Origin of the sequence: Vibrio mexicanus, from assembly GCF_001012815.1 — a bacterium.
GTDB classification, from domain to species: domain Bacteria; phylum Pseudomonadota; class Gammaproteobacteria; order Enterobacterales; family Vibrionaceae; genus Vibrio; species Vibrio mexicanus.
In genome coordinates, this window is the sequence record NZ_JYJP01000027.1 from 84,681 (window position 1) to 110,948 (window position 26,268).

Consider the following 26,268-nt stretch of genomic DNA (forward strand, 5'->3'; position numbering starts at 1 on the left):
CTCTCCTAATCAATTACTCTTCGATTGTTGTGCCAGTGATTAGCACGTCTTCTAGAGGAACGTCTTGGTGCATGCCGTAAGAACCTGTGCTTACACCTTTAATTTTGTTTACTACGTCCATGCCTTCGATAACTTCACCAAATACACAGTAACCCCAACCGTCTAGGCTTTCGCTACGGAAGTCTAGGAATGTGTTGTCGTTTACGTTGATGAAGAACTGAGAGCTCGCTGAGTGAGGTTCCATTGTGCGAGCCATCGCCAATGTACCTACTTTGTTGCTTAGGCCGTTGTTTGCTTCGTTTTTGATTGGAGCACGAGAAGGTTTCTCTTGAAGGCCAGATTCCATGCCGCCACCTTGGACCATGAAACCATCAATTACACGGTGGAAAAGCGTGTTGTCGTAGAAACCGTCGCGGCAGTACTGTAGAAAGTTTGCGCTAGTCTCTGGTGCTTTCTCTTCGTTTAGTTGAATTTTGATGTCACCAAAGTTTGTGTGAAGGGTGATCATGACGCGTTCCTTTACTGATGTTTGTAATTAGAGCCTGCGATTCTAACGTAACTTATTCTTACAGACCAACTCCTAATATAAGAAACCTAGTGGATCCGCCCGAAAAGGGTAGGTGTGTTTGATGGAAACAAGGGAATAGAGGATATAAAGCTGACTTTTTGCTTGTGTTGGGATTACGTATCTAAACAACACTTGATATACTGACGCACTGTTTATTTCACCAAGTATTAGATAGAGATCATGCTAAAAATATATAACTCACTTACAAGACAGAAAGAGGAATTCAAACCCATCACCGCTGGTAAAGTCGGTATGTATGTCTGTGGGGTAACCATTTACGATCTCTGTCACATCGGTCACGGCCGCACTTTCGTTTCTTTTGATGTTGTTTCTCGTTACCTACGCTACCTAGGTTACGATCTAAAATTTGTTCGCAACATCACCGACATCGACGACAAAATAATCAAGCGTGCGGCGGAAAACGGTGAGTCTTGTGATTCATTGACTGAGCGTTTGATTGGCGAAATGCACGCTGACTTTGATGCGCTAAACATGAAGCGCCCAGACGTAGAACCGCGCGCGACGGAATACATTCAAGAGATCATTGAGCTGGTAGAGAAGCTGATCGAACGTGGCTTTGCTTACGTTGCCGATAACGGCGATGTGATGTTTGAAGTCAGCAAGTACGATGAGTATGGCAAGCTATCTGGTCAAGACCTAGACCAGCTTCAAGCAGGTGCTCGTGTTGATATCGACACAGCAAAACGCAGCCCAGTGGATTTCGTTCTTTGGAAGATGTCTAAGCCAGGCGAGCCAACGTGGGAATCTCCATGGGGCGCGGGTCGTCCGGGTTGGCACATTGAATGTTCAGCGATGAACTCTTCAATTCTAGGTAACCATTTCGATATTCACGGCGGTGGCTCGGATCTTCAGTTCCCTCACCACGAGAATGAAATTGCTCAATCATGCTGTGCGCATGGCACCCAGTACGTAAACACTTGGATGCACAGTGGCATGGTGATGGTTGACCGTGAGAAAATGTCAAAATCGCTAGGCAACTTCTTCACTATTCGCGATGTTCTAGAGCATTACGATTCAGAAACGGTTCGCTACTTCCTGATGTCTGGTCACTACCGTAGCCAGCTAAACTACAGTGAAGACAACTTGAATCAAGCACGTGCATCACTAGAACGTCTATACACCTCATTGCGTGGTTTGGATTTGAATGTTCCAGCAGCAGGTGGCGAAGAGTACGTGACTCGATTCACGACAGCGATGAATGATGACTTCAACACGCCAGAAGCATACTCAGTGCTATTTGATATGGCTCGTGAAGTAAACCGCCTGAAAGCGGAAGACGTTCAAAAAGCGAGTGAACTGGGCAGCTTAATGCGCGAACTTGCCGACGTAATCGGTATTCTTCACCAAGAGCCAGAAGCTTTCTTACAAGGTGGTGCGACTGGTGCTGATGACGACGAAGTTGCAGAAATTGAAGCGCTAATCAAACTGCGTAACGATTCGCGTGCAGCAAAAGATTGGGCAAATGCAGATATGGCTCGCGACAAGCTAACTGAGATGGGCATTGTGCTGGAAGATGGTGCAGAGGGCACCACTTGGCGTCGTAAATAACTGATTATTATATTAAAGGGCTGGTTTCAGCCCTTTTTCTTTACAAAAATTTAGAAAGGCACCCTCTGTGGCACAGATGTACTTCTATTACTCTGCGATGAATGCAGGTAAATCGACAACTCTTCTTCAATCTTCTTTTAACTATCAAGAGCGTGGTATGAATCCGGTGATTTTCACTGCCGCACTTGACGATCGTTATGGCGTAGGGAAGGTGAGCTCGCGTATTGGTCTTCAATCTGAAGCGCAACTCTTCCAAACTGACACCAACTTGTTTGATGTTATCTCTACACTGAATGAAGTAGCAAAACGCCACTGTATTTTGGTGGATGAATGCCAGTTCTTGTCGAAGGAGCAGGTTTACCAATTAACTGAAGTGGTCGATAAGCTGAATATTCCGGTGCTTTGCTATGGCTTACGCACAGACTTCTTAGGTGAGTTGTTTGAAGGCAGTAAATATTTGCTTTCTTGGGCGGATAAGCTGATTGAACTGAAAACGATTTGTCATTGTGGCCGCAAAGCGAACATGGTGATCAGAACGGACGAAAATGGAAAAGCGATTGCAGAAGGTGATCAAGTGGCGATTGGTGGCAATGATCGTTACGTTTCGGTATGTCGTCAGCACTACAAAGAGGCGTTGGGTAAATAGCCATCTCTTCAATGTAAATAACGTAAAACAAAAACCGGAGCCATTGGCTCCGGTTTTTGTTTGTGTTCGATTATATCGGACTGCGTAAAGCAATCACAGATTAACGAGCACGGAAGACGATGCGGCCTTTTGATAGGTCGTATGGAGTCATCTCTACAGTTACTTTGTCACCAGTAAGAATACGGATGTAGTTTTTACGCATTTTACCAGAGATGTGAGCAGTAACTACGTGACCGTTTTCTAGCTCAACACGGAACATTGTGTTTGGTAGAGTATCAAGGACAGTGCCTTGCATCTCAATTACGTCTTCTTTAGCCATTTAATCCTCTTTTAAAAATGGACAATTTTTGCCGAAGAAAAATGTCGACAAAAATGAATTAAGTAAAGTTGGGGCGTATTCTACCCTTGCCAACGCTGATTTACTAGCCTTTGATGACGTTGAAATCGGACTTTGTAGTTCATAGCAGGGCATTCATCGATTTGATAGCCCAAATATAGCCACTGTTTCCCTTGTTGTTGGCAATATTCTAGCTGCATTAGAATGCCCAAGGTGCCTAGAGACAAAGTGTAGTCGGGGTCGAAAAATGTATAAAAGGCACTCGCGCTATTACTCAGAATGTCAGTGACGGCAATGCCAATGAGTTTTTCTCCATCATAAATATGCATGAACTGAGTATTTAGCCAAGAACACAATGCAAACTGATGAAAGACTTCTTTATTGGGCGGATACATGCTGCCATCGTGATGGCGTGCATTGATATAACGAGAATAAAGGTCAAACCAATCTTCATCGAGCTCACTCTTAAATTGCCATTGGAGATTCGACGCTTTTTTAACGAGGCGTTTTTGGTTTCTGCTCAAGACAAAGTCGGGCACAGAGACTCGCAACGCATTGCAGGCGTTGCAGTGATCACAATGAGGCTTATAGATGGTATCGCCGCTGCGACGAAACCCATTGGCTAAAAGGACTTCATAGCTAGAAGCAGAGTGCATTCTCTCATCGAGCGCGACGGCAACGCGCTCTTTACGATCTTTCAGGTAACTGCAGTCATGGCTGTCGGTTAAACCAATTTTTATCTGCTGTAGATCAGAGATCATTGTGACTCCTTCATTGGGGATGACAGCCATTGAGATTCAAAACAGCCGTTAGATAAAGGCTGTTCTTTTAAAGATAGCAAGGATTTCAGAAAGCTCTCTCGTTCAATTTCAAATGCCCCAAGTGATGCCAGATGGTCGTTCATCACTTGGCAGTCAATTAGCTCTCCACCATGCGCAGAAAAATGGTGGCAAAAATACCAAAGTGCAATTTTTGATGCATTGGTTTCTAAACTAAACATAGATTCGCCACAAAAAAGTTGGCCGACTGAAATGCCGTAAAGGCCACCTACTAGGCGTTCTTCATTCCATACTTCAACAGAATGGCAATGCCCTTGGCGAGCTAGCTCTTGATAGGCCGATTGCATGTTTTCATCCAACCAAGTTTCTTCAATCGGTCTAACAGCGCCACATTGTTCAATCACTTGGTCGGTTGCTCGGTTAATACTGATGCGGTATTGGTGCTTTCTTTGAAATTTTTTAAGACTTTTTGCTGGAATGAATGTCTTAGGATTAAAGACGGCGCGTGGAGCTGGGCTCCACCATAGGATAGGTTCACCTGGGCCGTACCATGGGAAAATACCATTATGGTAACCAGCTAAAATACGCTGAGGCGATAAGTCTCCTCCAAAAGCAAGCAGGCCATTAGGCTCATCAAGTGCTTCAAAAGGGGATGGGAATACGTGTCGGCTATCGAGCTCGGTAAGATAAATCGCCATAATGCTAATAAATAGTTGTGCTTATAAATATAGTAAACGAGGGAAATATGAAAAAGTGGCTTTGGATCTTGTTGATTTTACCACTGTTTGCCAATGCTGCCTATCAACGCAACCAAGCAAGGCCGGTGGAAAAAGTCGTATTTGGTCAAGTAGATTCCGTTCGCTACATCAGTGAGCAGCAAGTCATTGAGTCTCGAACTAATGGATGGAACACCTTACTTGGTGCTGTTATTGGTGGCTTAGTAGGCAATCAGTTTGGTGGCGGAACAGGCAAAGAGGTAGCGACGGCGGTCGGTGCGGTTGCGGGGGCATCGGTTGCGAGCAGCAATTGGAATCGCGACAGAGTGGTGGAATACCGTCTGGTGGAACTTCTAATCGAAACCGAATCTGGCCAGCTTGTTAATGTTATCCAAGATTTCGACAATCAAATGCTGTTTGAAAAAGGCAATCCAGTAAGAATTTTGTACTTTAGCGATGGTGTAAGGGTGGACATTACGTACTAGAACCCCCTTGATTAAGCTGTAATCAAATTAAGTGAGTAAATATTCAGCTTATTTCGTGGATTGGGTCTGGAGTTAAAAACCAAAGTTCGATAGTCTGCAAGTACGAAGAATTATTCATCATTCACTTAACCGGAGACGAGTGAATGACCAAGGAATGACAGCATTAATGGAAAGCCTAACGTTACAACCAATTTCTAAAGTTAATGGCGAAGTCAATTTGCCAGGTTCAAAAAGTGTATCTAACCGAGCGTTGCTACTGGCAGCGCTAGCAAGTGGCACAACTCGTCTAACTAACTTGCTTGATAGTGACGATATTCGTCATATGTTAAATGCGCTTAAACTACTTGGCGTCGAATATAAACTGTCTGAAGACAAAACAGTCTGTGAAGTACAAGGATTAGGAAAAGCGTTTGCTGCTCCAGAAGCGCTTGAGCTTTTTCTAGGCAATGCGGGTACGGCAATGCGCCCACTGGCTGCAGCACTTTGTTTGGGCACGGGTGAGTATGTACTTACTGGTGAACCGCGCATGAAAGAACGTCCAATTGGTCACCTTGTCGATGCGCTTCGTGAGGCAGGTGCTCAGGTTGAATACCTAGAAAACGAAAACTACCCACCACTAAAAATTCAAGGTACGGGCCTAAAAGGCGGTAAAGTTAAGATTGATGGTTCAATCTCAAGCCAGTTCTTGACCGCGTTTTTGATGTCTGCTCCTCTTGCTCAATCGGATGTTACGATTGAGATCGAAGGTGAACTGGTTTCAAAGCCGTACATTGATATTACGCTTCACATCATGAAGCAATTTGGCGTGGATGTGGAAAATAACGACTATCAAGAGTTCGTTATTCGAAGTGGCCAAACTTACGTAGCGCCGGGCGACTTCTTGGTTGAAGGCGATGCGTCATCAGCTTCTTATTTCCTCGCGGCAGCGGCGATCAAAGGTGGCGAAATTAAAGTGACCGGTATTGGCCGCAATAGTATCCAAGGCGATATTCAATTTGCAGATGCACTAGAGAAGATGGGCGCTGAAATCGAGTGGGGTGATGATTACGTTATCTCTCGTGTTGGCGAGCTTAAAGCGGTTGATCTTGATTTCAACCATATCCCAGATGCAGCGATGACGATTGCGACAACGGCTTTGTTTGCAAAAGGCACAACAGCCATCCGTAACGTGTACAACTGGCGTGTGAAAGAGACTGACCGTCTTGCGGCGATGGCAACAGAGCTACGTAAAGTGGGCGCTGAAGTTGAAGAAGGCCATGATTACATTGTGGTGACGCCAACGGATAACCTACAGCACGCAGCAATCGACACGTACGATGATCACCGTATGGCAATGTGTTTCTCGTTAGTCGCATTGAGTGATACTCCAGTAACCATTAACGATCCTGGTTGTACCTCGAAGACGTTCCCAGATTACTTCGATAAGCTAAAAGGTCTTAGCCAGTCTGCTTAATCGTGTCGAACGAACGTTCAACCAAATAAGTCATTCCAAATAATGTCAGGGCTCACCTTTGTGTGAGCCCTTTTTTATTTTTATTCAAGAGAGTCAATCGACATAGACTTCTACTGGCTATCCATCCAGTTATTTATTATCATCGCTAAAAATACAGAATTAGAACTAAGGATTCCATTTTGATCGGACGTCTGCGCGGTACGCTTATCGAGAAACAGCCACCTGAACTATTAATTGAAGTGAATGGCGTTGGCTATGAAGTACAAATGCCGATGAGCTGCTTTTACGAGCTGCCAAATGTTGGTGAAGAGGCCATCATCTATACTCACTTTGTGGTTCGCGAAGATGCTCAGCTACTTTATGGTTTTAATACAGTTAAAGAGCGCGCTTTATTTAGAGAAGTGATCAAAGCAAACGGTGTAGGTCCAAAGTTGGGTCTGGGTATCTTGTCCGGTATGACGGCAATGCAATTCGTATCTTGCGTTGAACGAGAAGATATTTCTACGCTGGTGAAACTTCCCGGTGTAGGTAAGAAGACGGCAGAGCGATTGGTTGTTGAGATGAAAGATCGCTTGAAAGGATGGGGCGAGGGTGATCTGTTTACTCCAGCAACAGACGCAGCACCAATGGACAGCGGCGCACCAAGTGAAGAGAGCGCCGTGGATGAAGCCGTGAGTGCGCTGTTGGCGCTTGGCTACAAACCAACGCAAGCTCCAAAGTGGTGTCTCAGATCGCTAAGCCAGAGATGACCAGCGAAATGCTGATCCGTGAAGCATTGAAGTCGATGGTTTAACCTTTAGCTTTGTACGCACCAGTGTCACTATATCCATTATTACCTCTAGCGAATGCCCATTAGGAACACAATATGATCGAAGCAGATCGCCTAATTGCACCGGACAGTCCGGTTTTTAAAGAAGAAGATGTTATTGATAGAGCGATTCGTCCAAAGAAGTTAGCGGACTATCAAGGACAAGATCATGTGCGTGATCAAATGGAAATCTTCATTAAGGCGGCTCAACTACGTAATGAAGCCTTAGATCATCTACTGATATTTGGTCCTCCAGGGCTAGGTAAAACTACATTGGCCAACATCGTTGCCAATGAGATGGAAGTAAATATTCGTACAACCTCTGGCCCTGTGCTTGAAAAGGCAGGGGACTTAGCGGCTTTGTTGACCAATCTTGAAGAAAATGATGTGTTGTTCATCGATGAAATTCATCGTTTAAGCCCAATGGTTGAAGAAGTCCTTTATCCGGCAATGGAAGATTATCAACTCGATATCATGATTGGGGAAGGGCCTGCTGCGCGCTCGATTAAGATAGATTTGCCTCCTTTCACTCTGATTGGGGCGACGACGCGTGCCGGTTCATTAACGTCTCCGCTGCGTGACCGTTTTGGTATCACGCAAAGGCTTGAGTACTACAAAATCGCCGATCTTCAAACTATCGTGCAGCGTAGTGCTGACTGTTTAAACCTATCTATGGATCCGGAAGGGGCATTAGAAGTGGCTCGTCGAGCTCGTGGTACACCGCGTATTGCCAACCGATTATTGCGCCGTGTTCGTGACTACGCGGAAGTGAAAGGCAATGGTCATATCTGCGCAGACGTGGCAGACAAGGCTCTGAACATGCTCGACGTTGATGCACAAGGCTTTGACTACATGGATAGAAAGCTACTGCTTGCGATCATGGAAAAGTTTGGCGGTGGGCCTGTTGGTTTAGATAACATGGCGGCGGCGATCGGTGAGGAGAAAGATACGATTGAAGATGTGTTGGAACCTTACCTAATTCAACAAGGGTATTTGCAGCGTACACCGCGAGGACGTATCGCGACAGATAGAGCTTATCTCCACTTCGGTATCGATAAACAGTAGCTTTTTTGCCTTTTTCTCATTTTTGAAAAATCATTTTCCAAAGCCAAGCAATATTGCTTGGCTTTTATGTTTTGTGATCCAAATCACGCAATTGCAATTTAGCCTACCTCTTTATGAGTAACATGCTGTGAGTAAATGTTGTGCAGATGTTGTGCGAGTATCCCTACTTTACGCATGGTGAAACATGGGTGTAACAATCCAAGTGAGATCTAAGTTGATTTAAATCAAGTTGGTGGTTTTTTGTCCCATTTTGGCGTGTCAATTGTTGATTTAAATCAAAGCGACACTCAGTCCGAAACTTTTGAAAGTGATTTCTCTAAGTATTAATATTAGTGTCAGCTACATTAGCTACAGCTTAACAAAAAACTAACTATTAATAATCATGTATGCAACAGTTGTTTCATAGATTTAACAACTGAAAGGGGTAGGATGAATACTCCGTAAATGCACATATGTACATGCGTGTCTGTCAGCCGACACATAGGAGCTACCATGATTGATGTTGTTGATCTGTCGCGATTGCAGTTTGCAATTACCGCGATGTATCACTTCCTATTCGTACCACTGACTTTAGGTCTAGCCTTCTTGCTAGCCATTATGGAGTCAGTTTATGTAATGACCGGAAAGCAAATCTACAAGGACATGACAAAGTTCTGGGGTAAGCTATTTGGTATTAACTTCGCTTTGGGCGTTGCCACTGGCTTAACCATGGAGTTCCAATTCGGAACGAACTGGTCTTACTATTCTCATTACGTAGGCGATATTTTCGGTGCGCCGCTTGCGATTGAAGCCTCGTTGCTTTCTTCCTAGAGTCTACTTTTGTTGGTCTATTCTTCTTCGGCTGGGACCGCTTATCTAAGCGTCAGCACTTAGCGGTAACTTGGTTAGTTGCGCTAGGTTCTAACTTCTCTGCATTGTGGATTCTTGTAGCAAACGGCTGGATGCAAAACCCAGTGGGTGCTGAATTCAACTTCGAAACCATGCGCATGGAAATGGTGAGCTTTGCTGAAGTTGTTCTAAACCCAGTTGCTCAGGTTAAATTTGTACACACCGTAGCATCAGGCTATACAACGGGTGCCATGTTCGTATTGAGTATCAGTGCTTACTACCTACTGAAAGGTCGTGATGTTGCTTTTGCGCGTCGTTCATTCGCCATTGCTGCGTCTTTCGGTATGGCTGCTATCTTGTCGACTATCGTACTTGGCGATGAGTCAGGCTACGAGTTAGGTGATGTACAGCGCGTTAAGCTTGCGGCGATTGAGTCAGAGTGGCACACGCAAGAAGCACCAGCTTCCTTTACCGTTGTTGGTATTCCTAACCAAGAAACGATGGAAACAGACTACGCCATTAAGATCCCATACCTAATGGGTATCATCGCAACGCGTTCTCTTGATGAAGAGGTGACAGGTCTGCGTGATCTCCGTGACGAGCACATTGTACGTATTCGCAATGGTATGTACGCATACGAATTGCTAGAGAAACTGCGTGCGGGTGACAAGTCAGAAGAGAACATGACAGCGTTTGACGAAGTGAAGAACGACCTAGGTTATGGTTTACTTCTAAAACGTTACACAGAAAACGTTGTAGATGCGACAGAAGAACAAATTCAACTTGCTGCTGACGATTCAATCCCAACAGTTTGGCCTCTGTTCTGGTCGTTCCGTATCATGGTTGGCTGCGGCATGATCATGCTATTCGTATTTGGTGCGGCGTTCATTCAAACATGTCGTCAGAAGATCGAACAAAAACCATGGATTCTTAAAGCGGCGTTATTCAGCTTACCTCTCCCATGGATCGCGGTTGAAGCGGGTTGGTTCGTTGCAGAATATGGCCGTCAGCCATGGGCGGTAGGTGAAATTCTTCCTGTTCACGTTGCTGCGTCTGCACTTACAGCTGGCCAAATATGGACATCCCTATTTGCAATCATCGCGCTCTACACAGTGTTCCTGATTGCAGAAGTTTACTTAATGCTGAAATTTGCTCGTAAAGGTCCAAGCAGCCTGAAAACCGGTCGCTACCACTTCGAGCAAGGTGAACACTCTGCTGCTGACAAAGTTAGCCGCCAAGTAGAAGCATAAGTAAGGAGAGAGAATAATGTTTGATTACGAAATTCTGCGATTAATCTGGTGGATCCTTATTGGTGTTCTTCTAGTAGGCTTCGCGGTGACAGATGGATTTGATATGGGCGTGGGTGCCTAGTACCTGTTATCGGTAAAACGGATAACGAGCGTCGCGTTATGATTAACTCAATCGCGCCGCACTGGGATGGTAACCAAGTTTGGTTAATTACCGCTGGTGGTGCGCTATTCGCCGCTTGGCCTCTAGTTTACGCAATGTCATTCTCAGGTTTCTACCTTGCGATGTACGTAACGCTTGCGGCATTGTGGCTTCGCCCAATTGGTCTTGATTATCGTTCAAAAATTGAAGATCCAAAATGGCGTAGCACTTGGGATATCTGTATCTCAATCAGTGGCTTTGTTCCACCAATCATCTTTGGTGTGGCATTTGGTAACCTTCTACAAGGTGTACCATTCCAATTGAATGAATTCCTGATGCCAACGTATCATGGTTCCTTCTTTGGCCTACTAAACCCGTTCGCATTGCTATGTGGTGTGGTGAGCTTGTCGATGATCATCCTACAAGGTGCGACTTGGCTTCAAATGAAGACAACCGACGAAGTTCATACGCGTGCACGCAGTGTTGCTCAGCTAATGGGGCTTTTGACAGTAGCGACGTTTGTAGCAGCCGGTTTCTGGATTCAAAACATCGACGGCTACGTTGTCACGAGCGCATTGGATACTGGCGCAGCGTCAAACCCACTAAATAAAGAAGTTGCGGTAGAAGCGGGCGCGTGGATGCGTAACTTCGAAGCCTACCCACTGATGTGGTTAGCACCAGCGTTGGGTGTGGTTATGCCACTGCTAGCCGTATTGGCATCTCGCTTTGAAAAGTGTGGCCTTGCGTTCCTAACATCGAGTTAGGTAATGCTGGTGTGATCTTTACAGCAGGTCTTGCGATGTTCCCATTCATCATGCCTTCAAGTTTGGAGCCAAGCCACAGCTTGACGATGTGGGATGCGACGTCATCTGAGCTGACGCTGAATCTGATGACAGGCGTTGCGTTTGTTATGGTTCCAGTTATCTTGGGCTACACGACGTGGACGTACTACAAAATGTTTGGTCGTCTGAACGATAAGTTTATTGAAGACAACAAGAACTCACTGTACTAGGAGCTAAATTATGTGGTATTTCGCTTGGATTTTGGGTGTACTTCTAGCTTGTGCATTCGGCATCATTAACGCTCTATGGCTAGAGCATTCAGAGATGATGGATAAAGATAGTGAGTAACTTGGCGCAAAAGATTGCCAAGGTTCACCAGCCTTTGGATAAAGCTCTGTTTCGAGCTTTATCCTTAATCTTGGGTTTCTTTCATGTCGCTATGCTGATGTGGGAACCTAGAGTTTACTCAGAGGCGATTGGGGGCTTTAATAGCACCATATCACCGCTGATGATTTGGGCATTTTGCTCAAGCATGGTGTTTGGCATCGGTTTCACTCCAAGACATTGGGTGTGGCAACTATTCTTTAGCCCAATCTTTAGCTTACTCATCTTGCTGTACTTGACGGCGGCCTACTTACTCTAGGTTTGCTTACCTCAACGTAGGGAACCTTTGCCTCTAACAACACAGCTCGTAACAATTATTGACACTCTGTGGCGATAAATTTTTCAAGTTAGCACTACTCCTATGAGTTAGTGCTAATTTTTTACCTTTCTAGTCGGAAAACCGTCAATAGAACTTGCACTCTCCCCAATAAACTGCGGTATAGTATTCACCAATTGTTTGTTATCTAAATGGAATTGTTTTGGACTCACAGAATTCCACATTTCGCTGGCCTGTTACCGTATATTATGAAGACACAGATGCAGGCGGTGTCGTATACCACTCTAACTATCTCAAGTACTTTGAACGCGCCCGAACTGAGCTTTTAAGAAGTATTGGAGTTTCTCAACAAGTGTTGCTTGAACAAAACATCGGGTTTGTTGTCCGACATATGGACATTGATTTCCTGCAAGGTGCAAGACTTGACGATCACCTCACAGTAATAACGACAATTTCTGAATTAAAGAAGGCCTCGCTGACATTTTGTCAGGAGATCGCAAATCCTAATGGCAAAATATTGTGTAAAGCAATGGTTAAGGTAGCATGTATCGATAATCAACGAATGCGACCTACCGCTATCCCTCAATCAATCGTATTGGAGTTTACCTCAAGTGACCGCTGATATTTCTTTCTTAGACCTATTCCTTGAAGCCAGCATTCTAGTTCAGCTGGTCATGGCAATACTGATGGGCATGTCAGTTGTTTCATGGGCGATGATCATCAAACGCAGCAAAGTACTTTCTCAAGCCGCGAAAGACGCGGATGAGTTTGAAGATAAGTTTTGGTCTGGCTCTGACTTGTCTGTGCTTTATCAAGATGTGAAAAAGCGTAAAGACGAGCTTTCAGGCACTGAAGAGATTTTCTATTCAGGCTTTACGGAGTTTGCTCGCCTAAGAAAGACAAACTCTGCATCACCAGATTTCGTAATGGAAGGAACAGGCCGCGCGATGCGTGTCGCTGTGGCGCGTGAAGTGGATGATATGGAAACCAACCTACCTTTCCTTGCCACAGTCGGTTCCATCAGCCCATACATCGGCCTATTTGGTACGGTTTGGGGCATCATGCATGCGTTTATTGCTCTGGGTGAAGTGAAGCAGGCAACGCTGCAAATGGTTGCCCCAGGTATTGCAGAAGCCTTGATCGCAACGGCGATGGGTCTCTTTGCTGCAATTCCTGCTGTTATGGCTTACAACCGCTTTAGTAGCCGTGTAAGTAAGCTTGAGCATAACTACGCGACGTTTTCAGAAGAGTTCCATAGCATTCTTCATCGCCAAGCAATGGCTGGCAGGGAGTAAGCATGGCAGGTTATCAGCGTAAAAAGCGTAAGATGACGGCAGAGATCAACGTAGTACCTTACATTGATGTCATGCTGGTACTTCTTATCATTTTTATGGCGACATCACCGTTTATTACTCAGGGCGTTGAGGTCGAGCTGCCAAAGACCTCTCTTCGACTCCAGCCAGTGACCTAGCGGGTGAAAGCGAAAGTAGCTTTATCATCGTAGAGATCGATCGCGACGGAAACCTAGGTCTTAGCGTGAATGACAATGAAGTTCAGCGCGGACTCTCGCTGCAAGACATTATTGTACGCGTGCGTGCTGAGCTATCACTTAAGCCAGACTCACCCGTAGCAGTCGGCGGAGACGCGATGACGCCTTACGCAGAAGTGGTCTTGATTCTTGATGAGCTTAACCAAGCAGGCATCGAGAAGGTTGGTCTTCTTACGGACATTAAATAACGGATATTGGACAGTAGTTTCATAGGATTTATGAAAAGCCTCAAATCAACCAAAACTAGCTACACTAAGCCACTTGCGATCTCGTTTGGCCTCCACGCCGGACTGATTGCCGCTTTGCTTTGGGGAACAGACTTTACTATGTCTAAGCCCGAGCCAAGTGGGCAGATGGTTCAAGCCGTTGTTATCGACCCAGATCTTGTGCGAAAGCAGGCTCAACAGATTCGAAGCCAGCGCGAAGCGGCTGCGAAAAAAGAGCAAGAGCGTCTTGATAAGTTAAGACGCGAAAGCGAGCAACTTGAGAAGAATCGTCGTGCAGAAGAAGAGCGCATTCGCGAGCTAAAAGAGCAGCAAGCTCGAGAAGCAAAAGCGGCGCGCGAGGCTGAAAAACAACGTGTTCAAAAAGAGAAAGAGCGCAAAGCGGAAGAAGAACGTGTTCGTAAAGAACGCGAGCAGGCTAAGAAGCTAGAAGCTGAGCGGAAGAAGAAAGAAGAAGCAATTCGCAAAGCAGAACAAGAGCGAGTGGCTAAGGAAGCGGCTGCTGCCAAAGCAGAGCAAGAACGCATTGAGCGTGAAAAAGCCGCGAAAGAGGCCGCTGAGCGTGCGCAACGTGAAAAAGAAGCTGCAGAAAGAGCTGAAAAAGAACGTATAGCGAAGGAAAAAGCTGCCAAAGAAGCGGCAGAGAAAGCGCGTAAAGAAAAAGAACGCCTTGAGCGAATTGAGCGAGAGCGTAAGGAGCAAGAAGCCGCATTAAATGACATCTTTGCAGGTCTTGAGTCTGAAGCGGCGAATAACAACTCTGCTCGGGCGAGATTTGTAAACGACCAAATTGCTCATTACGGCTCGATTTATACGCAAATGATTCAGCAGCACTTATTAATCGAGGACAGCTTTCGGGGAAAGTCCTGTCGAGTTAACCTGCGCTTGATTCCAACGGGTTCAGGCGCAATCTTGAGCAGTCTCAACGTAATGGAAGGTGATAATCGCCTATGCGCTGCAACGAAAAGTGCGGTTGCTCAAGTACGAACCTTTCCATTGCCAGACAATGAGCCCGATGTTGTTGAGCAATTAAAAAACATCAACCTAACAGTAACACCAGAGTAAAAGGAATCGTCCTGTGTTAAAGCAAGTCACATTAAAAAGGATGCTATTGAGCTGCTTATTTTTTGTAGCAAGTAGCTTACAGATCGCTAACGCGGCGCTCGAGCTGGTCATTACCGATGGTATTGATTCCGCGAGACCAATTGCCATTGTTCCGTTTAGTTGGGAAGGTGAAGGGAAACTGCCGCAAGATGTTTCTGCCGTTATTGCATCGGATCTTCAACGCAGTGGTAAGTTCAGCCCAGTTGATGTTAACCGTATGCCTCAAACGCCATTTAGCGAGTCAGAAGTTGATTTTGAAGCTTGGACAGCGTTAGGTGTAGACGCGTTGCTTACTGGTAGCATCACTCAAACGGCGGAAGGTTCATACACGATTAACTATCAATTAGTTGATGTTGTTCGTGGTCAGTTGACCAATGGTCAAAGCAGAGCTTTAAGCGATGGTCAGCTTGTGAGTTCTAAAGATCACGTACTGTTTAATAAACGCGCTACGGTTCCTGGTCCGCGTCTTCGCGAATATGCTCACCGCATTTCAGACTTAGTTTATGAACAGCTAACGGGCGAGCGTGGTGCATTCTTAACTCGTATTGCATACGTTGTTGTTCAGGACGAAAACCAGTACCCGTACCAATTGCGCGTAGCTGACTACGACGGATATAACGAACGTTTAGTTCTGCGTTCAAAGCAACCTCTGATGTCACCAGCATGGTCTCCAGATGGACAAAAATTGGCTTATGTAAGTTTCCAAAACGGTCAAGCTGAAATCTTCATTATGAATATCTATACGGGTGAACGTGAAAAGGTAACGTCATATCCTCGTCATAATGGTGCGCCAAGATTCTCCCCTGATGGCAGTCAGTTAGCGTTAGTTCTTTCGAAAACGGGTAGCTTGCACACCTATGTGTTCGATCTAAACACCAAGAAGTTAACTCAGATAACGCGCGGCAGATCAAATAATACAGAACCATTTTGGCATCCAGACGGTAAATCCTTGATTTTTACGTCTGATCGGGGTGGTCAACCGCAAATATATCAAGTAAATTTGAGCGACAATTCGACCAAACGCTTAACTTGGCAAGGTAGCCAAAACTTGGGTGGTCAAATTACGCCGGATGGCCGATTCCTAGTAATGGTGAATCGCAGTAATTCTGGTTTCAATTTGGCAAGACAAGATTTGGAGACAGGAGCTCTACAAACTCTAACTAAGACTTTGCTCGACGAGTCTCCTAGTATTGCGCCAAATGGCGGTATGGTCATATACAGTTCTATCTATAACAAGACAAACGTGCTTTCCATGGTGTCGATAGATGGGCGATTTAAAGCTAGATTACCGGCCACGAATGGGCGTGTACGCGCACCCGCATGGTCTCCGTTTTTATAGCAAGTAAATTTAGAAATAGTAAGGAAATATAAGATGCAACTTAATAAAGTTCTTAAAGGGCTAATGATTGCGCTACCAGTACTTGCAGTAACTGCATGTAGCTCAAGCGATGATGCTGTAAACGCGTCTGGCGCAGAAACTAACCAATCAGCAGAAGGTTCAGCGAACGGTGTTGATACTACGGTTGTTTCACCAATCGACGGTAACGCACAGCTAACAGAACAAGAGCTTAAAGAGCAAGCGCTTCGTGAAACTCAAACAATTTACTTTGCTTTTGATAACTCAACAATCGCTGGTGATTACGAAGAAATGCTGTCTGCACACGCTGCATACCTAAGCAAAAACGTTGACCTAAGCGTAACTATCGAAGGTCACGCTGATGAGCGTGGTACTCCAGAGTACAACATCGCACTAGGCGAGCGTCGTGCACAAGCAGTGGCTAACTACCTACAAGCGCTAGGTGTTCAAGCTGACCAAATCTCTATCGTAAGCTACGGTGAAGAGAAACCACTTCTTCTAGGTCAATCTGAAGAAGTTTACGCTAAGAACCGCCGCGCAGTTCTAGTGTACTAATCGAGGACCGACCTCATGTTCAGTAACTTCAAGCGCGTTGTAACGCTGACGTTACTGGCAAGTGCAGCGAGCCATGTGTTCGCTGCACCAGCTCCAGTATCTGATCTCAACAGCACCACAACTTCCTCTACAGCATCAGCAACGACACGTGCGAGCGGGTCTGAAACTGATGTTGAACGTTTAGAACGTCTCCTACAAAACCGTAACCGTGTTCAGTTGCAAATGCAGCAACAGATCGACGAAATGTCGCTTGAAATTAGCGAGTTACGCGGCTTACTTGAAAAAAACAGCTTCGACATGGAGCAAATGCTACAACGTCAAAGAGAGTTGTTTATTGAGTTAGATAAACTACGTTCTGCGCCACCAGTGGCAGCGGTATCTCCTAGCGAAGTGGTAGAAGAGCCTCAAGGAACGTTTAGTAGTGACATTGACGAGCAAACTGCTTACCAGAATGCCGTTGACCTGATTCTAGACAAGCGTGATTACTCTGGTGCGATTGTTGCGTTACAACAGTTCCAAAAAGACTACCCGGATTCAGCATTTGCGCCTAATGCCCATTACTGGCTAGGCCAGCTTCACTTTGCTAAGAAGCAAGACAAAGAAGCAGTAAAGAGTTTTGCTGCCGTGATTACCTATGAGAATTCTAACAAGCGAGCGGATGCCCTTGTTAAGCTCGGTGATTTGGCCGCTCGCAACAACAACGCTGAAGCCGCTAAAAAGTACTATCAACAAGTAATTGATGAGCACCCAACTAGCGCTTCGGCAAAGCTTGCCGAAAGCCGCATGAATTAGACGCCTATTATGTTGATGAAGAGGTGCTCTAAGCACCTCTTTCTTTTTGCGCTCAATCGCCTTTGATCCAAGCTAACGTTAGGGTGTACAATGCTCGGATTAAAAAGAAGTTGCGTAGAGCAAGAGCAATGAGCCACATTTTAGATAAAATCGAAACTGTATACCCCTTTCCTCCTAAGCCCATCGCTTTGACTGACGACGAGCGTCAGACATACCTTGCGTCTATTAAGTCTCTATTAAAAGAGCGTGATGCGGTATTGATTGCCCACTACTACACCGATCCTGAGATTCAAGCGCTAGCAGAAGAGACTGGCGGTTTTGTTGGCGATTCATTGGAAATGGCGAAGTTTGGTAATCGTCATCCAGCCAGCACTTTAATCATTGCCGGTGTTCGTTTCATGGGTGAGTCGGCGAAGATTTTAACGCCGGAAAAAACCATCTTAATGCCAACACTCGAAGCTGAGTGTTCGCTTGACCTAGGCTGCCCAGCCGACAAGTTTACTGAGTTTTGTGATGCGCACCCCGATCACACAGTGGTTGTTTACGCTAATACATCTGCGGCCGTTAAAGCGCGTGCGGATTGGGTAGTCACATCAAGTATTGCTCTTGAGATCGTTGAACAGTTAGATTCAGAAGATAAGCCAATTATCTGGGGTCCAGACCGCCACCTTGGTTCTTACATTGCGAATCAAACTGGTGCAGACATGTTGCTATGGCAAGGTGAGTGTATTGTTCACGACGAGTTCTCAGCCGATGCACTGCGTAAAATGAAAGCGGTTTACGAAGATGCTGCGATTCTTGTTCACCCTGAATCTCCAGCGAGCGTAGTTGAGCTAGCAGACGCGGTAGGTTCAACCAGTCAGTTGATCAAGGCAGCAAAAGAGCTACCTAACAAGCAGCTTATTGTTGCTACCGACAAAGGTATCTTCTTTAAGATGCAACAGTTGGTTCCTGAAAAAGAACTGATTGAAGCGCCAACAGCAGGCGCGGGTGCTACATGTCGTAGCTGTGCGCATTGCCCTTGGATGGCGATGAATGGTCTTAAAGCGATCGAAGCGGCATTGAAAGAAGGGGGCAAAGAACATGAAATCTTTGTCGATGAAGATCTTCGAGTTAAGTCGCTTATCCCTTTGAATCGTATGCTAAAGTTTGCTGAAGAACTTAACATGAAAGTGAAGGGTAACGCATAGTCTCCCAAAATAGAATCTAATCGATTTATCAATAAGCTAGCCTTTGGGGCTAGCTTTTTTTTTGTTAGCTATGGCAAGATGTTGTTAAGAATAAAGCGGCGGTAGGGAACACAATGGCTATTTGGCTACAACTTCGTCGATGGATGGGTAACAAGCTGTTTGAGTTGAATAACCGAAACCTAGTGGTTTTGTTGCTGCTCTATATCATCATCTCTTGGTTACTTTTGGTTTGGGCTGGTGAGCAAGAACTCACCTCAGATATCACGCTATTCCTTTACTACTTGATGGTAACGGCCTCGACTGTAGGATATGGCGACTACTCGCCCGTAACCAGTGCAGGAAAATGGATAGTCATCTTATTTATCATTCCCGGTGGGTTGAGCTTATTTGCGGCGCTATTGGGAAGAATCGCGACCGTTGCGATTGATTATTGGCGCGCAGGCGTATTGGGTAAAAGGAAGCTTAAAATGGACAATCATATTCTGCTGTTGGGTTGGAATGGTCAACGTACCATGAACCTTATTCGTATGCTTCAGCATGAGGAAACGGGTAAACGCCCGATTGTGTTATGTAGCCGCTCTGATATCGAAAACCCGCTACCTGGTGAGATCGGATTTGTTCGAGTAACAAGCTATACCGACGAACTTGAAATGAAAAATGCCAACTTATCGAGTGCTAGCTGCATTGTGGTCGACAATTTAGAAGATGATATCACGCTCTCAGCGGCGCTCTATTGTGCAAATGAGAACCCAAATGCCCACTTACTGGCTTATTTCAAAGATGAAGCCTTAAGTCGCTGCTCAGCCAACATTGTCCGAATGCGGAATGTATCCCAGCGGTCGGTGCGGAAATGTTGGCAAAAGCGGCAGTCGACCCGGGATCGAGCGCTTTGCATCAGGAGCTATTGGCCTCAACCAAAGGGATGACACAGTATTCTATTGTTTACCCAGAAGGTGAAAGAAATAGGTCACTGGAGTCTCTGTTCCACTTTATGAAAAAAGACTATCAATCAACGCTGATTGGCATCGACCGAGGAGATGGGATTGAGCTCAACCCTGAACTCGATGTATTGGTAGAACCCAAACACAAGCTCTTTTACATTGCGGATGAGCGAATAGATTTCTTTGACTGGGCAAAAATCGGCTAGATAAAGATAAACAAAAAGGGGGCAGACGCCCCCTTTTAGCAATATTCGCTGAGACTTATTGCTCGTCAGCCAGCAGTGAACCACGAATAGTCAAACCGCAGATCATAGTTGGAATCGCGTTAAAGATCTCTGTGAATTGCTCTAGGCCTTCGATGCTTTGCTCTGCAAGTGTCGCAATAGAGGTTTCAGGATCGTAAAGCATGCTGATGGATAGCAATACACCGCCGAGTAGTGCGCTGTCTTCGCTATCTTCAGGCATTAAGGTTTCCCAGTCGTCACGGGCAAGTTGCCAGCCTTGTAAGAAGCCTTCGCAGAAGTCACGAGCCGCTTCGTTAACAATCTCTTCTTCATCTAAAGCGCAGTTTTCTGGCCAAACCCAAGCGTTTGAAAGCAAAGCAGGGCGCGCGTTGTTCCAAATCTCAACGATTTGTTCTGCGTAGTTCTCTAGTTGAGCACCTTCAGTAAATGGTGCGGTTTCATCACCACCCCATAAAAACGCCAACCATTCATTCGGTGGTAATAGGTGAGGAGCCGCAGCCATCGCAGTTACAAAACCACGTGTTTTAGCTTCATTGAGCAGCTTACCTTCAAGCTCCGGTAGGGATAGTATTTCAGTTAACGTCACAATAGGTACCGTAAGTGATAAAAAACGCCTCATATTACCATAGCATTTCCCTATAAAAAGCTTGATATACAAGGTTATCCACTATAATTTTTAACAAACGGACTAATAAAGTGAATTCATGTACATACGCTCATCTCTGAAGAGAAAAAGCTTTTTCACTCTCGCTATCTACTTGTGCTTTTTAATCACTACAATCGGTACAGTCAGCTACCTTGTGGTAGAGCCTCCCGTCCGTTCAAAACTTCAAGACAACCTCGATATCCGTACCGAGCTTCTTTCGACACAAATTCAAGCGCCAATTAATCGCGCGTTAGGCGTGTTGCAGACGCTTGTCAGTATTGCGGGTACGGAAACCAGCCAAGATGAGCAAAATGTACTTTTATTCGCACTCTTCGAAGACATTGATGGCGTCGCAGTAAGCGGAGGGTTGTGGCCTGAGCCATATTCAGTCGATCCAAATGTTCCCTACATGAGTATGTTCTACAATCGGGCATCAGATGGGCAAGTTGACCGCATCTATTCATGGAACAACGAAGAGCTGGGTGGCTACAACGAGCAGGACTGGTATTCATCGGCTGCGAACCAGCCCAAAGGAACAGTCACTTGGTCTGAAGTCTATATTGATGCTTACACGCATGTTCAGATGATTACCGCATCATCGCCGTATTACATCAATAATCAGTTTTCTGGTGTGGCAACGGTAGATATCGCATTAAGCGACTTGATTGACTTTGTTGCTGTGCAAGCGGAGCAGTACGACTTGGGCGTATTACTTAAAGATGGCTACGGCAAACTTATATCGGAGCACAATTTCAATATTGTCGAAAACATCTATATCAGCACACATCGCTTCGGTGAGTTTGATTGGTCGGTCGATGTGGTCAACTCGAAACGTTTAGTCAATGAAGAGGTGTATGATTTGGTGACCAGCGTAGAGCTTGGCATCATCCCGATCATGCTGACTTGTATCCTGATTGGTTATTACCTAATAAATCAGTACCTCATCAAGCCTGTCGTTATCATTGCTAAGAAACTGAATAACTCTAAGCATGGTGGCATTATCGACATGACGTATCACAGTAATGATGAGATTCGTCAGCTTATCGATAGCTTCAACCAAAAGACTGTCTATCTTGAAGAAGAAAAGATCAAAGCGCAGGCTTCTACCAAAGCGAAGAGTGCATTTTTGGCGACCCTTTCCCATGAAATTCGTACACCAATGAATGGCGTGCTTGGCAGTGCACAGATTCTTTTGAAAAGCGATCTTACTGCTGAGCAGCGTAAACATCTCAAGAGCCTCTACGATTCCGGTGACCACATGATGGCGCTGCTTAATGAAATCTTAGACTTCTCTAAGATCGAACAAGGACATCTAGAGCTCGACAACAGCCCGTTCCCAATTGACTCCATCATTGGCAGTGTAAACAGTGTGTACCACACCTTATGTGCTGAGAAAGGGCTGGAGTTTAAAGTCTACAGTGAAGTGCCAAATGATCGTTGGTACAACACAGATAAAGCCCGCGTTAGGCAAATTCTATTTAACCTCCTAAATAACGCCGTGAAGTTTACTTCGCGAGGTTTTGTGGAAGTCTACCTTCAAGAGCTAGTCGAAGACGAACAAACGTATTTGCAGATCCGAGTGAGGGACTCGGGCATTGGTATCGCTAAAGAAGCGCAAGACAAGATATTCAGGCCGTTCGAGCAAGCGGAATCGTCGACCACTCGTCGATTTGGCGGCACTGGCTTGGGTTTAGCGATCGTTAAGCAAATCACCGAGCTGATGGGAGGAAGCATTTCTGTAACCAGTGAGCTTGGGATTGGCACCAATTTCCATGTGAAAGTGGCAACCGAAATTTGCTCCTCGGGTCATGTCGAAATTCCGGTAGCAAGAAAGCTAAGCTATGACGGACTTAGAGTGTTGATTGTGGAAGATAACCGCACGAACACCTTGATCATAGATACCTTTATGAAAGGGAAAGGCTTTGATTGTACTTGTGTCGAGAATGGCGAACAGGCGGTACTCAAAGTCGCTGAGGAGCAGTTTGACCTTATTCTGATGGATAACCACATGCCTGTTATGGATGGTGTAGAGGCTATTACCGCCATTCGAGCGCTGTCGTCAGATTCAGCTAATGTACTTGTTTTCGGCTGTACGGCCGATGTGTTTAGAGAGACAAGAGAGAGGATGTTGGCTTCGGGTGCAAATTACATTATTGCGAAACCGATCGACGAGAATGAACTTGATGACGCCTTGTACCGTTACTCGGATAAGTTATTTCAATACCGCAGGAATCAAGGTCAGGCGAGCACACCATTCAATGTAGAAGAAGCCTTGATATCGCTTTGCATTGCTGTTGAAAATCGAGATTACCCAAACGCGCAACAGCTGGTGGTTCGCATGCTTTCTTTGGGTGTGGTCGCGCAAAGTGACGAGCTCAAAACATTGCTCGATGGCATGAACGAGTCATTGATCAATGGAGTACAACCGAGTGGTGAAACTATGGACCTATTAACTGTCTTGTTAGCCGAGAAAACTGTAATTTAATTTCTTAAACTTAATGGAAAAGCAGTCATAAATCACATTATTGGTGGTTGTGACTGCTTTTTTGTTTGTATTTGGTCAAAAATCCAGACCCGGATAAAATCTTTGGTGAGTAAAACTATAAATGTTGTGATTTAATGGCGCGAAAATCTAGTGTTAAATTGTTCCGCTAGTTTTCTGTGTTGTTATTTAACTTTAATTGTAGTTATTTATTTTGCTGGAGAAGGCGTAAATGAAGTCCCGAGGCCCATTCTGTATTCGTAACGCAGCAGCGGATACCTTTGCGATGGTAGTATTTTGTTTTATCACAGGAATGATCATAGAGATCTTCATATCAGGTATGACGTTTGAGCAATCATTAGCGTCGCGAACCTTGTCGATTCCGGTGAATATCGCAATTGCATGGCCATACGGCATGTTCAGAGACTTCATGCTAAGACAGGGCAAGCGCCTTTCAGACACTGGCTTCATGAAAAATGTCGCGGATTTGGTCGCTTACGTACTGTTCCAATCTCCGGTATATGCAGCCATTCTATTTACAGTTGGTGCGTCTACCGATCAGATCATCACCGCTGTCGCGAGTAACGCAGTCGTTTCTTGTGGCATGGGCGTTTTGTACGGCTACTTCCTAGATCAGTGCCGCAAATGGTTTAAGGTTCCAGGTTATTACCAGCAAGCATAATTTGTTGAAAGAGTGGGCTTTTTGGTTACTTAGTAACTAAATAAACGCAAAAAGGCCGATTTTTCGCAGTTGCCCCTTGACCAAGCCCAATAGAATCATTAAATTAGCGCCTCGTTAGCCAAGGCGCTAACACAAAATACGGTGAGTTGTCCGAGTGGCTGAAGGAGCACGCCTGGAAAGTGTGTATACGGCAACGTATCGAGAGTTCGAATCTCTCACTCACCGCCACATTCAAAACCCCAGCAGAAATGCTGGGGTTTTCTCGTTTTATCACCTCAGAAGTTTCAATCGGTTATCTTTTCGAGTCTTTTCCTCATTGGCTTTGCTACTTGTCTCGTTGGTAATGCTAATAAAGATGTTATAACATAACAAAATTGGATTTGAGATTTACGAGTGGCAATATGGATAGCAAGGGCACATGTTTTGAAGCGCTTCTAGAGAAGGTGAAAAAGAAGCTAAAAGAGCAGGGTAAAACGCTAACGGCGACCAGACGTAACGTCCTTTATACCTTGCTCCATGCAAAGAAGCCGCTCTCTGCCTATGAACTTGTCGACTATGCAAAGGAGAACTGCAACAAGAAGCTCCAAGCGATGTCGGTTTATCGTTCCTTAGAGTTTCTAGAATCGCTCTGCCTCGTCCATAAGTTGAATTCATCCCATAAGTACATAGTTTGTGAGCATATTGATTGCGACCACGAACACAAAGCCCCTCAGTTTCTCATCTGTTCCGAATGTAACAAGATCAGTGAGCAACCGCTCGAATCCTCCCTTATTTTAGATTTAAAGAACCAAGCTCGAAAAAATGGTTTTACCGTTATGCAGCCTCAGCTCGAAATCAATTGCATTTGTGATGATTGTTTAAAGCAGATGCCAGCGTAGCTAACCATTCCCATAAGCTTGGCCTGCTTACCCCCAAGAAAATGATACTCAAGTTAATAGAAGGACTTATAGAGACACTATGTCATCCACATTGATTAAAAACGCCTTTGTTGTGAATGAAGGTGCTGTTACGCAGCAAGATGTCCGTATTGAAGGCGAGCGTATCGCTGAAGTAGCCACGAGTCTGACGCCAAAGGAAGGCGAACGCGTTGTTGATGCGACAGGTCTGCATCTGCTACCAGGCATGATTGATGACCAGGTTCATTTCCGTGAGCCAGGATTAACCCATAAAGGTACCATAGCTTCCGAATCGAGAGCCGCAGTGGCGGGTGGAATCACAAGCTTTATGGAAATGCCTAATGTGAACCCTTCGACGACAACTATAGAAGCCCTTGAGAGCAAGTTTGAGATTGCCTCGAATAGCTCTGTGGCGAACTATTCTTTCTACTTGGGTGCAACAGAAGAGAATATTGAAGAGATTAGAAAGCTCGACCCGACGAAACACTGTGGTGTAAAAGTGTTTATGGGTGCATCAACCGGCAATTTACTGGTCGAAGATCCTAAAGCGCTGGATGAGATTTTCAGAGATTCACCAGTCCTAATTGTGACGCATTGTGAAAGTGGCGCTGTTATTGCTGAAAATCGTGCAAAGGTATTGGCGAACAAATCCGAGCTATCAATAGAAGATCATCCCGTAGTTCGCGACGATGAAGCGTGTTATGCCTCCTCTTCATTCGCAGTGGGACTGGCAAAGAAGCACAACAGCCAGTTACACGTTTTACACATTACGACGGCGAAGGAATTAGAGCTGTTTGAAGCAGGCCCGATCGAAGGTAAAAACATTACCGCCGAGGCTTGTGTTCATCACCTGTGGTTTAGCAACAAAGATTACGCTGAAAAAGGTAACTTGATTAAATGTAACCCTGCGGTGAAATATGAAAGTGACCGAGAGGCGCTGATTCAAGCGCTGCAAACCGGCCAAATTGATATCATCGCAACCGACCACGCCCCGCATACTTGGGAAGAAAAGCAGGTGCAAGACTACGACAAAGCACCAGCAGGTTTACCTTTGGTTCAGCATGCATTGCTAACACTGCTTGACCACGCTCATCATGGAAGAATGACATTGGCTCAAGTGGTTGAGAAAACCGCGCATAATCCTGCGATACGCTATTCTATAAAAGAACGCGGTTACTTGAATCCAGGTTACTATGCGGATTTGGTGCTTGTTGATCTAGAAGGGGAGACGTCAGTGACTCACGATAATGTTCTGTATCATTGTCAGTGGTCACCTTTTGCAGGGCACACGTTTAGATCGCGTATTGTCTCTACTTGGGTGAATGGCGAAGAAGTTTATGCCGATGGCAACGTGGCAGCTGAGCCTAAAGGTGGCATGCGAATGCTGTTTAACCGATAACTTTCACAGCGATATCTGTTTGCAATAACGATTAACAACAAAGAAACGTGCGAGCCTTGCTGGCTCGCACTTTGGGTTTGACGCCTTTGGCACTGCTTGAATGATGGTGCTGACTGACAC

General features: G+C 45.3%; 23 protein-coding genes, 1 tRNA gene and 5 pseudogenes. 24 read left to right on the forward strand and 5 right to left on the reverse strand.

Features of this window, described 5'->3' with window-relative positions:
• Positions 1-13: 13 nt before the first annotated feature.
• Positions 14-508: a peptidylprolyl isomerase gene (locus tag UA76_RS05350; protein ID WP_047043798.1), complete on the reverse strand. Its 495-nt coding sequence runs from the start codon at positions 506-508 to the stop codon at positions 14-16.
• A 240-nt stretch (positions 509-748) separates the two neighbouring features.
• Between UA76_RS05350 and cysS the strand changes: the two genes are divergently transcribed.
• Together cysS and UA76_RS05360 are read left to right on the forward strand one after the other, a co-directional pair.
• Positions 749-2,137 (forward strand): cysteine--tRNA ligase, encoded by a 1,389-nt coding sequence (cysS, locus tag UA76_RS05355; protein ID WP_047043801.1) that lies wholly within the window; start codon positions 749-751, stop codon positions 2,135-2,137.
• Positions 2,138-2,204: 67 nt separating this feature from the next.
• A complete protein-coding gene (locus UA76_RS05360) occupies positions 2,205-2,783 on the forward strand; it encodes a thymidine kinase (RefSeq protein WP_047043803.1) in 579 nt (192 codons plus the stop codon).
• Between the two features lie 100 nt (positions 2,784-2,883).
• On the opposite strand, the gene infA is transcribed toward UA76_RS05360, so the two are convergent.
• The 3 genes from infA to aat all read right to left on the reverse strand — a co-directional run bounded on the left by infA (position 2,884) and on the right by aat (position 4,597).
• Positions 2,884-3,102, reverse strand: coding sequence for a translation initiation factor IF-1 (gene infA / locus UA76_RS05365; protein WP_001040192.1), 219 nt, complete (start codon positions 3,100-3,102; stop codon positions 2,884-2,886).
• Between the two features lie 80 nt (positions 3,103-3,182).
• Positions 3,183-3,881: an arginyltransferase gene (locus UA76_RS05370; protein ID WP_047043807.1), complete on the reverse strand. Its 699-nt coding sequence runs from the start codon at positions 3,879-3,881 to the stop codon at positions 3,183-3,185.
• A complete protein-coding gene (gene aat / locus UA76_RS05375; RefSeq protein WP_047043808.1) occupies positions 3,878-4,597 on the reverse strand; it encodes a leucyl/phenylalanyl-tRNA--protein transferase in 720 nt (239 codons plus the stop codon). The genes UA76_RS05370 and aat overlap by 4 nt, the downstream gene beginning before the upstream one ends.
• Positions 4,598-4,644: 47 nt before the next feature.
• Here aat and UA76_RS05380 point away from each other — a divergent pair, with 47 nt between their 5' ends.
• From UA76_RS05380 to UA76_RS05460, 17 genes and pseudogenes are all read left to right on the forward strand, one after another.
• Complete coding sequence (locus UA76_RS05380) at positions 4,645-5,100, forward strand: outer membrane lipoprotein (protein ID WP_047043811.1); 456 nt, start codon at positions 4,645-4,647, stop codon at positions 5,098-5,100.
• Positions 5,101-5,266: 166 nt separating this feature from the next.
• Positions 5,267-6,553 carry a 3-phosphoshikimate 1-carboxyvinyltransferase gene (gene aroA, locus UA76_RS05385; protein ID WP_047043813.1) on the forward strand — a complete coding sequence of 429 codons (1,287 nt, stop codon included), beginning with the start codon at positions 5,267-5,269 and terminating at the stop codon, positions 6,551-6,553.
• A 179-nt stretch (positions 6,554-6,732) separates the two neighbouring features.
• Positions 6,733-7,346, forward strand: a pseudogene (gene ruvA / locus UA76_RS05390) (Holliday junction branch migration protein RuvA).
• Between the two features lie 72 nt (positions 7,347-7,418).
• Positions 7,419-8,426 carry a Holliday junction branch migration DNA helicase RuvB gene (gene ruvB, locus UA76_RS05395; RefSeq protein ID WP_047043815.1) on the forward strand — a complete coding sequence of 336 codons (1,008 nt, stop codon included), beginning with the start codon at positions 7,419-7,421 and terminating at the stop codon, positions 8,424-8,426.
• A 492-nt stretch (positions 8,427-8,918) separates the two neighbouring features.
• Positions 8,919-10,504: pseudogene (gene cydA, locus UA76_RS05400) on the forward strand (cytochrome ubiquinol oxidase subunit I).
• A 16-nt stretch (positions 10,505-10,520) separates the two neighbouring features.
• Positions 10,521-11,655, forward strand: a pseudogene (gene cydB / locus UA76_RS05405) (cytochrome d ubiquinol oxidase subunit II).
• Between the two features lie 10 nt (positions 11,656-11,665).
• Complete coding sequence (gene cydX, locus UA76_RS22895) at positions 11,666-11,773, forward strand: cytochrome bd-I oxidase subunit CydX (protein WP_000270284.1); 108 nt, start codon at positions 11,666-11,668, stop codon at positions 11,771-11,773.
• Positions 11,766-12,068 (forward strand): cyd operon protein YbgE, encoded by a 303-nt coding sequence (ybgE, locus tag UA76_RS05415; protein ID WP_047043828.1) that lies wholly within the window; start codon positions 11,766-11,768, stop codon positions 12,066-12,068. Before cydX ends, ybgE begins: the two co-directional genes overlap by 8 nt.
• A gap of 220 nt (positions 12,069-12,288) precedes the next feature.
• Positions 12,289-12,708, forward strand: a complete 420-nt coding sequence (gene ybgC / locus UA76_RS05420) for a tol-pal system-associated acyl-CoA thioesterase (protein ID WP_047043831.1) — start codon at positions 12,289-12,291, stop codon at positions 12,706-12,708.
• On the forward strand, positions 12,698-13,381 hold the full coding sequence (gene tolQ, locus UA76_RS05425; RefSeq protein ID WP_047043833.1) for a protein TolQ: 684 nt from the start codon (positions 12,698-12,700) through the stop codon (positions 13,379-13,381). Before ybgC ends, tolQ begins: the two co-directional genes overlap by 11 nt.
• Positions 13,382-13,383: 2 nt before the next feature.
• Positions 13,384-13,823: pseudogene (locus UA76_RS05430) on the forward strand (ExbD/TolR family protein).
• 30 nt (positions 13,824-13,853) lie between these two features.
• Positions 13,854-14,924, forward strand: a complete 1,071-nt coding sequence (tolA, locus tag UA76_RS05435; RefSeq protein ID WP_047043835.1) for a cell envelope integrity protein TolA — start codon at positions 13,854-13,856, stop codon at positions 14,922-14,924.
• Between the two features lie 40 nt (positions 14,925-14,964).
• The gene (tolB, locus tag UA76_RS05440; RefSeq protein ID WP_047043837.1) at positions 14,965-16,302 is read left to right on the forward strand and encodes a Tol-Pal system beta propeller repeat protein TolB; all 1,338 of its coding nucleotides are present in this window, start codon (positions 14,965-14,967) and stop codon (positions 16,300-16,302) included.
• A 33-nt stretch (positions 16,303-16,335) separates the two neighbouring features.
• Entirely contained in the window at positions 16,336-16,875 is a 540-nt protein-coding gene (pal, locus tag UA76_RS05445; RefSeq protein ID WP_047043839.1) for a peptidoglycan-associated lipoprotein Pal, read from the forward strand.
• Positions 16,876-16,890: 15 nt separating this feature from the next.
• Positions 16,891-17,667: a tol-pal system protein YbgF gene (gene ybgF / locus UA76_RS05450; protein WP_047043841.1), complete on the forward strand. Its 777-nt coding sequence runs from the start codon at positions 16,891-16,893 to the stop codon at positions 17,665-17,667.
• Positions 17,668-17,795: 128 nt separating this feature from the next.
• Positions 17,796-18,857, forward strand: a complete 1,062-nt coding sequence (nadA, locus tag UA76_RS05455; protein ID WP_047043842.1) for a quinolinate synthase NadA — start codon at positions 17,796-17,798, stop codon at positions 18,855-18,857.
• Positions 18,858-18,970: 113 nt separating this feature from the next.
• A pseudogene (locus UA76_RS05460) lies at positions 18,971-20,004 on the forward strand (potassium channel family protein).
• A gap of 55 nt (positions 20,005-20,059) precedes the next feature.
• On the opposite strand, the gene UA76_RS05465 reads toward UA76_RS05460, so the two are convergent.
• Complete coding sequence (locus UA76_RS05465) at positions 20,060-20,629, reverse strand: UPF0149 family protein (RefSeq protein ID WP_047043871.1); 570 nt, start codon at positions 20,627-20,629, stop codon at positions 20,060-20,062.
• A gap of 118 nt (positions 20,630-20,747) precedes the next feature.
• Here UA76_RS05465 and UA76_RS05470 point away from each other — a divergent pair, with 118 nt between their 5' ends.
• The 5 genes from UA76_RS05470 (at position 20,748) to UA76_RS05490 (ending at position 26,148) form a co-directional block, all read left to right on the forward strand.
• A complete protein-coding gene (locus UA76_RS05470; protein ID WP_047043843.1) occupies positions 20,748-23,174 on the forward strand; it encodes a hybrid sensor histidine kinase/response regulator in 2,427 nt (808 codons plus the stop codon).
• 229 nt (positions 23,175-23,403) lie between these two features.
• A complete protein-coding gene (locus UA76_RS05475; protein ID WP_047043844.1) occupies positions 23,404-23,853 on the forward strand; it encodes an L-alanine exporter AlaE in 450 nt (149 codons plus the stop codon).
• A 140-nt stretch (positions 23,854-23,993) separates the two neighbouring features.
• Positions 23,994-24,081, forward strand: a tRNA-Ser gene (locus tag UA76_RS05480).
• Between the two features lie 173 nt (positions 24,082-24,254).
• The gene (locus UA76_RS05485; RefSeq protein WP_047043845.1) at positions 24,255-24,731 is read left to right on the forward strand and encodes a Fur family transcriptional regulator; all 477 of its coding nucleotides are present in this window, start codon (positions 24,255-24,257) and stop codon (positions 24,729-24,731) included.
• A 79-nt stretch (positions 24,732-24,810) separates the two neighbouring features.
• Positions 24,811-26,148, forward strand: a complete 1,338-nt coding sequence (locus tag UA76_RS05490; RefSeq protein WP_047043846.1) for a dihydroorotase — start codon at positions 24,811-24,813, stop codon at positions 26,146-26,148.
• Positions 26,149-26,268: the final 120 nt, after the last annotated feature.